Annotated in this window: 8 protein-coding genes; all 8 read right to left on the bottom strand. The window is 45.2% G+C overall.

Annotation, left to right across the window (positions count from 1 at the left end; translation table 11 throughout):
- The coding region (locus tag B3K42_RS01830) for an IS110 family transposase (protein ID WP_292596478.1) at positions 1-634 on the bottom strand (634 nt) is incomplete at its 3' end.
- Between the two features lie 624 nt (positions 635-1,258).
- Entirely contained in the window at positions 1,259-3,367 is a 2,109-nt protein-coding gene (locus tag B3K42_RS01825; protein ID WP_110990821.1) for a VIT domain-containing protein, read from the bottom strand.
- Positions 3,368-3,566: 199 nt separating this feature from the next.
- Positions 3,567-4,529: an ABC transporter substrate-binding protein gene (locus B3K42_RS01820; RefSeq protein WP_110990822.1), complete on the bottom strand. Its 963-nt coding sequence runs from the start codon at positions 4,527-4,529 to the stop codon at positions 3,567-3,569.
- Between the two features lie 36 nt (positions 4,530-4,565).
- A complete protein-coding gene (locus tag B3K42_RS01815) occupies positions 4,566-5,540 on the bottom strand; it encodes an ABC transporter permease (protein ID WP_110990823.1) in 975 nt (324 codons plus the stop codon).
- Positions 5,541-7,034: a sugar ABC transporter ATP-binding protein gene (locus tag B3K42_RS01810; RefSeq protein ID WP_110990824.1), complete on the bottom strand. Its 1,494-nt coding sequence runs from the start codon at positions 7,032-7,034 to the stop codon at positions 5,541-5,543.
- Positions 7,035-7,045: 11 nt separating this feature from the next.
- Complete coding sequence (locus B3K42_RS01805) at positions 7,046-8,038, bottom strand: sugar phosphate isomerase/epimerase family protein (RefSeq protein ID WP_110990825.1); 993 nt, start codon at positions 8,036-8,038, stop codon at positions 7,046-7,048.
- Between the two features lie 15 nt (positions 8,039-8,053).
- Positions 8,054-9,217: a Gfo/Idh/MocA family protein gene (locus B3K42_RS01800; protein WP_110990826.1), complete on the bottom strand. Its 1,164-nt coding sequence runs from the start codon at positions 9,215-9,217 to the stop codon at positions 8,054-8,056.
- Positions 9,218-9,537: 320 nt separating this feature from the next.
- Positions 9,538-10,155 (bottom strand): ABC transporter permease, encoded by a 618-nt coding sequence (locus B3K42_RS01795; protein WP_258367354.1) that lies wholly within the window; start codon positions 10,153-10,155, stop codon positions 9,538-9,540.
- Positions 10,156-10,633: the final 478 nt, after the last annotated feature.

Raw genomic sequence — 10,633 nt, 5'->3', positions numbered from 1 at the left:
TTATCCTGTCAAGCTTCTTTCTCAAGCCACTCGTCATTCTGTGGTTCTCTTTGTTCAGTATCTTCCTAAGCTCTTCGTTCGAAACCTTCCTCAATTCAGTTATCGTGGGGTAAATGCTCAGAACCTTCAAGGAGGTATTTGATCTGTACTGCCTATCCATAATGTGCAAGTATTCGGGGAAATACCTCAATAGGACTGAATACAATCTGTTGCACTGTTGACTATGAGACTTAGATACAATGTTGAACATAGTCACCAGTTTAGTTATCTTCGCTCCCACCCCTGAATATCTTGCCTTGAGACAATAAGAGGGATGTTCCTTGAAGGTAAGAGCTATTGCCTTGGCATCCAGACTATCGCTCTTTGCTCCAGAACTGAAATGATACTTCCTGGCTTCTTTGAACCTACAAGGTGGTAAGACATACACCTCTCTATTGTTAATGAGAAGGTAGTCTCCTATCCTGTTGTTTGCTTCTTCGATCACGAAAACTGCCTCTGGATAATCGTTAAGCAGTCTTTCGTAACCTTTAACAGAGTCTGGGATCTTGAAACTCTTGTCAGCCTTGAGGTCATAGCAAGTGTGGGAGTCAGCTGACCAGTCGATACCTACGATCGTACCACTTTGCTTTTTCATCTAACCAACACCTCACAATAAATGGATTAGCAGTCTGTGAGTACCGATTTCCCTGTTGTAGAGTTCCTGAGGATCTTTCCCCGGATGAACTTATCATAGAACCTGAAGTACTCCCAGGAAGAAGATGAGTGCTGTCCCCACGTAGCTCTTCCTCCATAAGGAAGGCTGATAGACTCCAAGTCTCTACCTTCTCCCTGACTGCCACCATCATTGTAGAAAAACCATTCCTTAGAATTCAAGTCATTGCTTATATACCTACAACAGACTCGGTTTTTTACATTGCGTTAACCAATAACCTATTGATGCTGAGCTTAAAAAGCCGATGATAGAAGTTACTGGGGCCATGAGAATTCATTTGATGAAGGAAGGGAGACCCAATAGTTGCGGACGAACGACGTTCACCCTTTCTAAAAGGAGAATCTCGACACAGCACTTTCTTATGCTCTCGGTTCAATGCTTGGTCTCAACAGTATTCAAGTGATACTTCATGAGCAACGGCGCTGATCCGCACAAAAAACTTTCGGGTAATAAATAATAACTCAACCCCAGTCAAAAGGAACGCAATTGTTTTGCGTTCCTTCTAGCTGATATGCTCTTTATCAGGCTTTCTGTTGAGAACAATGCCTACTTCAAGATTTCGTTCAGCTCTTCAACGCTCTCTATTCCTTCGTCTGAAATTTCGAAAAGGATTCCATTGAAGATGAACTTGACTTTTTCCCCTAGCGCAAAAACCTTTTCTACCCACTTGCTTCTGTCGGCTAACTCAAAATAAGCTTCGCTGTAAGCAACAAGGCTTATCGGTTCAAGTGTCTTGACCTTTTCATCGTCCTGAATCCATATCTCTCCTTCGAGAGCAAATCCTACACTGTCAACAAACTTGTAGTCAGAGGCTCCACCTTCGACAAACTGGTCTTGTTCCATCTCGGCAACAGACTTTGCAGCCATTACGGCATCTACAGCGGGGGCCCCGCTGAAACCGCCCCTGTCTCCCATGGTAGAGGTCTGTACTCGCTCAGGGGCGATCAGGTAGGAGGTGAACTCGTTAATTATGTTGAATTTCTTTGAAAGAGCAATGATCTCCTGTTTCACTTCTTCTTTTGCTGCTTCTGAGAGAGAGGAATCGTACCTGTAGAAGTTTGCAAGATGAGCAATTCTTTTCTGTGCCCAGATCTTTGCAATGAATGGGCTGTCAGGCTTCTTTGAAACTCTGAAGAGATACTCATATCTGTATCTCTCCCCGCCTCTTGTGCCTTCGACGATAACTTTCAGATCGCCCTCTTCAAAGTAAATGCCGGAGAGTCTTAGAGCCTGTCCGGAGAAGAGAGAATGCGGCCCAGTCGGGAGAACCTTCGCGACCTCAGATCCCTCGATAGATATAGTCACGTTTTCCAGAGCCGGCGTCTCGATCGTTCTATATAGATCGGTTACTTTTCCTTCAATGTTTTCGCCTTCGACAATGTAGCTTACTCTTCCTGCATTTTCCTGGACAAGTCTGTCCAGCAGTTCAGCAACGACGCCCGTTCCTACTCCGAAAGAAAACAGGTGGATATTTCTGGCTCTGGCTTCGGGAGTTGCATCGTTGATTATCTTTCCCGTGTCTGTAATTCCTTCAGTGGGGGCCCCATCTGTGAGAAAGAGGAGCACTTTGAATCTTCCCTGGTCGTCCTTGCTGAACATGTCTATGCTTGTCTGAAGAGCGTCATAGATATTTGTCATTCCATCTGCTTGAATGCGCCTTACATTTTCTATCCAAACAGCCCTTTCCGAAGCATCAAGCAGGCCTCCCGTGAGATTGTGGACTTGGCCGTCGAAAGTCACAATCGCAAAGCGGTCCCCGGAGCGAAGCATCTGAAGGACCTGCTTTAGAGCTCTTTTTGCCTGTTCAATCTTCTCTCCGTACATCGAGCCGGAAATGTCGAGAACGAAGACCACATCCTTGGGAATTATTGTTTCTTCTTTCAGTCTAGGAATAATCGTGAGAAGGAAGTATCCTTCATTCATGGCGTCATCCCAGTGGGTGGCGAGGGATGAAGGGATCTCGTCTTCCGATGATGTAAGAACTAGGGCTACGTCCGAACCTGGCATGAAATCAGTTGCGCTAAATATGTAATCCCTGCCAGACGCGCCTATCATCTCTTTGAACGGGTGAGTCGGTGAATAGACCTCTGCAATCTGAAATGGAACCGATACTCTAATGCTGACAGTTCCTATCGGCGCAGAGAGAAAGCTATCAATCTTCAAAGGATAGATCATCGAATAAGAATTTGAAGAAATCTCGAGAGGCTGACTGTATTGGATCAGGAACTGGCGTTTCTCTCCCGGTTCAAAGGGATATATGCTCATTCGGATCAGTTGAGTTCCAACGTATTCGAGCAATGCCGGGTCTTTCATTTTTGCGACGATTTCCTGATAGATTTCTCGTGCCTGATCGGCCGGCAGAACTTCTCCCTTGAGAACCTGATCTCCAATCTTCATAGTGAAGTCGCTAATCACGGCCGAAGAAGGTATTGGAAAGAGATACACCGCTTCAAGCAATCTCTTGGATGTGTTCTCAAATTCCTCCTCGATAACCACAGTTGCAATTCCATTTTCGACTTTTATATGAACATTGTGAGTGTTCATAACAAATCCGCCCAAATCCCTTTCAACCGGATACGGCGGAACCACAACCCCGTTTGAAATAACAGTTGTGCTAGCCAAAACGAAAAGAACCATTGCCCCAAAACCCTTCATTCTATCGCCCCCTCTTTTTCCTCACTGCTTATGACATGAGAGAGGGCTACAAAGTTTGCTACATCAATGCGATTCAATATCTGAGAATTCGTCAATAGCTTATTCTTGGCTCAAAAGAGATTTGAAAATGCCCTTTATCTTTACCAACAAAAACCCGGAGATCGAAGATCTCCGGGAATATCTAGCTGGTCCAAAAAAACTAGAATATCGAATCAGGTTCGTAGTAGAGTTCAGCGTTATCAGCTGTAATCAGCTCGGCAGCGAGGATTATTTTTGAAGGAATCTGCTGCTGATAGAAGCCTTCGAGAGGCTGGCCCCTCATTGCGAATACAGCCATCGAAATACCCGTAGCGATCATTGACGGTGGATATGTGACGTCTGCCTTTACGAGAGGGTCATTGTCGATGATCTTCTTTACCATTTCCTTTGATCCGGCGCCACCAAGGAAGAGCTTGATATCATTTCTTCCAGATTCCCTGTAGGCTTGAAGAACTCCAACAAGAACGTCGTCATCCTGCGCCCAAACAGCATCAATCTTAGGATACTTCTGAAGGTAGTTTTCCATAATTTCGAGTCCGCGTGCAGTATCCCAGTAAGCCGGCTGAGAATCCAGGATCTTAATATCTGGATACTTCGCCATGACTTCATTAAACGCATCTACTCTTTCGGTGTTGATTACGCATGGAATACCTTCAAGAACAACTATATCGCCCTTGTAATTCAGGGCCTGTGCTAACCATTCGCCAGATACTCTTCCAAGACCGGGGTTGTCGCCGGCAACATACACATTTTCGACAGGCTTGGTGAGGCCTCTGTCAACAGAGACAATGAATATCCCACTGTTGTACGCTTTCTCAACTACTGGTGTGAGTGGCTCGGAATCATGAGCAAGAATTACAAGAGCATCGATGCCCTTCACCATGAGGTCTTCAACGTCTCCAACCTGTTTCGCGGGTGAATCGGCAGTAACAAGGAAGAACTCAACATCGGGATCCTTTTCGTTCCAGTCCTTTATTGCTCTCTGTGCCCACCATACTATTCCACCTGTCCAGCCGTGATCTGCACTCGGGATGGCGACACCAATCTTAATCTTCTCGGCGGCCATGGCAAAAGCCGAGAGTACAAACACTACCAGGATCATGAGAACTAATGCCTTTTTCACAAAAAACACCTCCTATTTCCTTTGGCCCCAACGGGGTTATTGAGCTCTCTTTCTCTGTATCAAGACCGCGCCAATTATGACTACTCCCTTGACCGTTCCTTGCAGATACGGCGAGACTCCCAGCATGTTCAGCATGTTGTTGATTATTCCGAGTGTGATCGCTCCGATTACCGTTCCCAGGATCGAACCTGACCCACCCGTCATTGGTGTTCCACCGATTATGACTGCAGCTATAGCATCCAGTTCATAGTTCAGACCACCATTTGTAGAACTCATAGAATTCAATCTGGCCGAGAGGAAGACAGCGGAGAATCCCACGGTTATTCCGACTGCTACGTATGACATAAACCTAGTTAGATTTACCTTTATTGCAGAATACTTTGCGACTTTCGGATTGGAGCCTACAGCACAAAGGTACCTACCATAACGTGTCTTATTGAGTATTATGGCAAAGACTACCGCAAGACTTATGAAAACGATAACCGGGTTCGGAATTCCTAGAATGCTCCCCATTCCAAGATCTGGGAAGAGCCTACTCTGCGATCTGAAGACACCTGCGCTTCCGATATACAACGCCATTGATCGGAATATCGCCATAGTGCCCAGGGTGGCAATGAAAGGGGCAATCTTTCCGAGAGTAACCATCAATCCATTAAGTGCTCCCAGACCTGCGCCAAAGAGCAGACCGACGAGAAGTGCCAGGAGTATTGCCCATGCTTCCCCCCCTGCACCGAATATCCCAACAAGCCAGTTAAGCGCAAGAATCACGACTCCACCTACCAGAGCAACCATCGACCCAACTGAAAGATCTATCCCTCCGGAAATGATGACGAATGTCATTCCAAGCGCTATGATTCCAGTATAAGAAACCTGCCTCAGAATATTTAGAAGATTCTGAGTCTGAAGAAAATACGGGCTGGCGAAAGCGGATATCACGAATAGAATCGCAAGAGCTATTAATGGACCAAACTTCTCGTATTCGAATCGTCTACCAACATTTTCTCTTGCCATCTAAGCAACCCCCTTGAGTCCAGTGGCGTGAAGCATTATCTCCTCTTCGTTGATATGGTCTCCTTCAAGGATTCCCGTTATCCTTCCTTCTTTCATAACGATCACTCGATTACACATGCCTATGATTTCTTCAAGTTCAGAGGAGATCAGAATACAGGATACACCTTCCCTAACTAGCTCGTTCATGAATCTGTATATTTCTCTCTTCGAGTTTACGTCAATTCCTCTCGTCGGTTCATCAAAGATGAATATTTCGGGCTCCGGATCGAGGGATTTGGCAAGAGACACTTTCTGCTGATTCCCACCGCTGAAGAACTCCAGTCTCGTCTTCAGAGAGGCTGCCCTGATGTTGAATTTGTCGACGTACTTCTTTGTCTTCTCCTTCTCCAACTTGTTGTTGATCAGTATCTTAGAGTAGGCAGGCAGTGAAATGAGAGTGGTGTTCTTTATCATGTCGAACGAAGTGATAACTCCGCTTCCCTGGCGGTCTTCAGACAAATAAGCTATTTTGTTCTTCACGGCATCGATAGGAGATTTAATCTCAACAGGTCTTCCGTTCATGCTGATCTTGCCGGAGTCTTTCTTCCTGATGCCAATGATCGTCTCGGCAAGCTCAGTCCTTCCGGCGCCTACCAGACCAGCAAAGCCGAGAATCTCACCTTTGCGAAGACCGAAGGAAATGTCTTCCAGAAGGCCATGCGAAGTTAGACCTTCAACTTCAAAAACAATCTCTTCAGATGGCGAAACCTTCTCGGGAAAGACTTGGCTCAGTTCACGACCAACCATCATCCTCGCCATTTCTTCTTCATCTGCCTCGTCAGTTCGGCTGGTGCTAATCATCTTTCCATCTCTCAGAACCATAACCCTATCACAGATCTCCTTGACTTCCTTAAGTTTGTGAGATATATAGATGATCGTGACGCCGCTCTCTTTGAGATTTCTCATTAGGTCAAAGAGGATTTCAATTTCATTGAGAGTAAGAACAGTCGTCGGTTCGTCCATTATCAGGAGCTTAGAATCAAAAGCAATTGCCTTCGCAATTTCAACCATTTGCTTCTGGGCCACGCTCAACCTCTCAATCTTCTCTTCGGGATCGATCGATTTCTTCAACTCCTTCAGAAGAGAAATGGTTCGCTTCTTCATCTCTCTTGTGTTGAGGAACCCCTTGCGTGTAATCTCACTTCCGAGGAAGATGTTCTCATAAACATTGAGCTCATTGATCAAGTTGAATTCCTGAGGGATAATAGAGATTCCTATCATTTTTGCATGCAAGGGGTCCTTGATATCTACTTCATTACCCTCAAAGAAGATCTTTCCCTCTGTGGGTGTGTAGATTCCACTGAGAATCTTAACAAGTGTAGACTTGCCGGCGCCATTTTCTCCGATTATCCCGAAGATTTCTCCCCTGTTTATCTCAATGTCTATATTGTCGAGAACTCTGACCCCTGAGAATTCCTTTGAAATTCCTTGGGTCTTTATTAAGGCATCACCCATTAGGTCACTCCTCAACTTCTCATTGCATCGTCGAAAGCGACGTTTGAAGGCTCGAAATCAACTTTCCTGACAAACTCGGCCGCTTCCTTGGCACCAAACTCTCTTTCCATTCCACTGTCTTCCCATTCCACTGAAAGAGGACCGTTGTAACCGACGTTATTAAGCTCTCTGATGATTTCTTCAAAATTGACGTGGCCGTGACCGAGAGACCTGAAGTTCCATCCCCGTCTAGTGTCACCAAAGGTCATCATTGATCCAAGTATCCCTGCCCTTCCGTCCAATGTCACGGCAGCATCCTTCATGTGTACATGATAGATCCTTTCTGCGAAGTCTCTTACGAAGAGGTGGGGTTTTACTCCCTGCCAGATGAGATGGCTTGGATCGAAATTGAATCCAAGCGTCTTTCTGTAATTGAATACCTCTAACAGTCTCTTTGCGGTGTAATAATCAAACGCGATTTCGGTGGGATGAACTTCAAGAGCGAAGGTAATTCCTTCAGCGTCAAACTTATCGAAAATCGGTGTCCAGAGATCAACTATCTCTTTATAAGCATCTTCCACCATTTTTTCCGTTGTCTGAGGGAACGAGTACCAGAACTTCCATACAGGAGAGCCTGTGAAGCCTGTTACAGTATAGCAGCCCATGTTCTTTGCAGCTGTAGGAGCGTACATCATCTGCTCGATCCCCCATGCTCGAATCTTTTCGGGATCCCCTTTACAGCTGGTAGGAGCAAATCCATCAAGCCTTACGTCATAAAGATCTCCCACACACTGCCCCATAAGATGGGCACCGAGGGCCCAGCATTTTAGCTTGTGTTTTTCGAGGATTCGCCTTCTTTCATCGACGTACTTTGGATCCTTCGCAGCCATTTCAAGATTCATATGATCGCCCCAACATGCTATCTCCAAACCATCATATCCCCATGAACTGGCCTTCTCGCAGATTTCTTCGAAAGTGAGATCGGCCCACTGACCGGTAAATAGTGTAACAGGTCTCTTACCCATACTAAAGCCTCCTAATTACAGATCTAGCCAAACGCTTCCCTTCTGGGAGCTCTCGACTGCCTTTCCAATGAATCTAACTCCTGCCAGACCATCCTCTACTGTGGGAAAGTCTGCACCAGAGAGATCTTCTCCATTTTTCTTCTTTATAAGAGTCGTTGCGAAATTTCTGTATATGTTCGCAAAAGCTTCGTAGTAACCTTCGGGATGTCCCGCAGGTATTCTGGAGACGTTTGCCGCAGACGGGAGCATGTAACCTCCACCTCTTGAAAGAATTTGAACCGGTTCCCCAACGTATGCTATCTTCAGGTAGTTTGGATTCTCCTGTTCCCACTCTATTGATCCCTTGCTTCCGAATATTCTGACTTTAAGGCCATTGTCATGACCAACAGCAACCTGGGAGGCCCAGAAGACTCCTCGTGCCCCATTGTCGAACCTGACGAGAATCTCGGCGTTGTCATCTAGGGTTCTGCCCGGGACAAACGAGTCAAGACTGGCACAAAGCGACTTGAGCTTGAGGCCCGTGATGTAGGAAACTGTATTTTCAATGTGGCTTCCAATATCGCCGACACAGTTCGATTTTCCGGTCTGTGAGGGATCCGTCCTCCATGCTGCCTGCATATTGCCGGTATCTTCCAGTCTTGTAGCTAGCCAGTCCTGAGCATACTCACCCATGACAACCCGAATTTCACCTATTGCTCCATTCTGTATCATTTCTCTTGCGTGTTTTACCATTGCATAACCGGAATAAGCGTATGCGACGGCAAAAAGCAAATTCCTCTTTTTTGCCAAATCTGCAAGTTCCTGTGCTTCAGATTCGTTGACTGTAAGAGGCTTTTCACAAACGACGTTAATATTTGCTTCGAGAAATTCCTTTGCGATTGCGAAGTGAGTAGCATTTGGAGTACAGATACTTACGAAGTCAATTCCATCTTCTCGCTCAGATTCTTTTCTGGCCATTTCTTTGTAGTCTTTGTATACTCTGTCATCTGAAACTCCAAGTTTTTTGGCCGTTCTTACAGTGTCGTCATAGTAAATCGAAAAACACCCGGCCACAAGCTTTGCAAGGCCGTCTATTGCTATTGCCTTTCTATGAACGTCACCGATAAATGAACCCTCGCCGCCGCCTACCATTCCATATCTTAGCTGACCAGCTGAGGCGACTTCTTTGCCTTCAATCATCTCTCTCACCTCGCGTGTATTTGTTTTTCTAACAGCAGAATACAGAGAAAAGGAGGAAATTTCCCTTTCTCTTAAATTATAGCTAAAATCGAAGTCAATTCTTGCATCACATCTGGCTCAAATAACGGGAGGAAAACGGAAGAATTTTGTGAGAAACTGAATTGATTTTTGCTGTTTTCATCAGATGGACCCTAATCATCTCAGATCGTTCCTGGAGCGCTTAGAAGATGCTTGCACAAATATCATCATAGTGCCTTTAATTTTTTGCCCCATAAAAATATTTATCCACGTGAAGGAGGACGGCGAGGGAATACCCCGCCTCAGTTCAAATAAGTCTGGAGTCCCTTTCTTATCTTATTCTTCATCAAAAGGAACAATATAGCTGTCGTTAGACAGATCCACAAAACCTGGAAAGCAAAACCGCTCCATTTTGAGCTTATGTTCAGAATATCCCGTAACGCCACGAATGACCAGTAAGTAGGAGACCAGAAGAATATCCACTGAGCTCTCTCTGGAAGTATGAAAGCTAGCGTCACAGGCATAAGCAAAAGCCAGCCGCTAATCTTCATATTTGCAATGCCGCTCATTTGAGAGGATGAAACTACACCGATGAGAAAGCCGACAACTACTCCGATTATCGAACTCACGACGCTAACGATTATCAGCTTCAGGTAGTCGATGTAGGGAATATCGAATATCAAGGTCGCAATGAGCGCATGGAATAGAGGAATCACAATTCCCATGATACTTCTGCCGAAGATGAGTTCATTCTTTGCGATTGGAGTTACCATGAGAGCTCTCATAGCTCCGGACTCTTTCTCTTCTATTATGTTGAATCCGATAACCATACCGCCAAGGGCAAAAGAAATAATGACGACAAAGCTGAAACCAAATACCGTAATCGGAGGAACAAGTCTTCCTTTATTGCTCTCCTTCACTTCGAGCGATCTCCATACATCGAATTGAATTCCCGATAGAACTAGTTTCGCAGCTTCTTCGATTTCTTTCGATTCGTTCCCTTGAAGAACGAGGTTATATGATTCTCCGTCATGATATAGGCCGACAATATCGCCCGTGCCTCGTTATAATTTACGGGAATATAGGCAATATAGTAATCTTCACGATTATCTCTACTTCGAAGGCAATAACTACACCGTAAGTGGGAACTCAAGGCATAGTGGCTGAGATCACTGAGAAGGGCAACCATTCGTTCACCGTTCTTGTTGAGAGCTCTAAATCTAAGAACTACGAATCAGAAAACTTTCTCTTCAAACCTACAACTACCCAGATAATAGCTAATTCAGCGTCCCATCTATCTTTATCTATTCTAATAGGCTTGTATTATGGATTCTCGGAGGTAAGAATCACCAGTCTGATCTCTTCTGGAAGAATTTTATGACGTCTTCCTGGTCGTTT

It is taken from the genome of Mesotoga sp. UBA6090 (assembly GCF_002435945.1).
Classification (GTDB): Bacteria; Thermotogota; Thermotogae; order Petrotogales; family Kosmotogaceae; genus Mesotoga.
The sequence above is the reverse complement of the archived record's forward strand: the minus strand, read 5'-3'. Positions and strand labels throughout refer to the sequence as shown.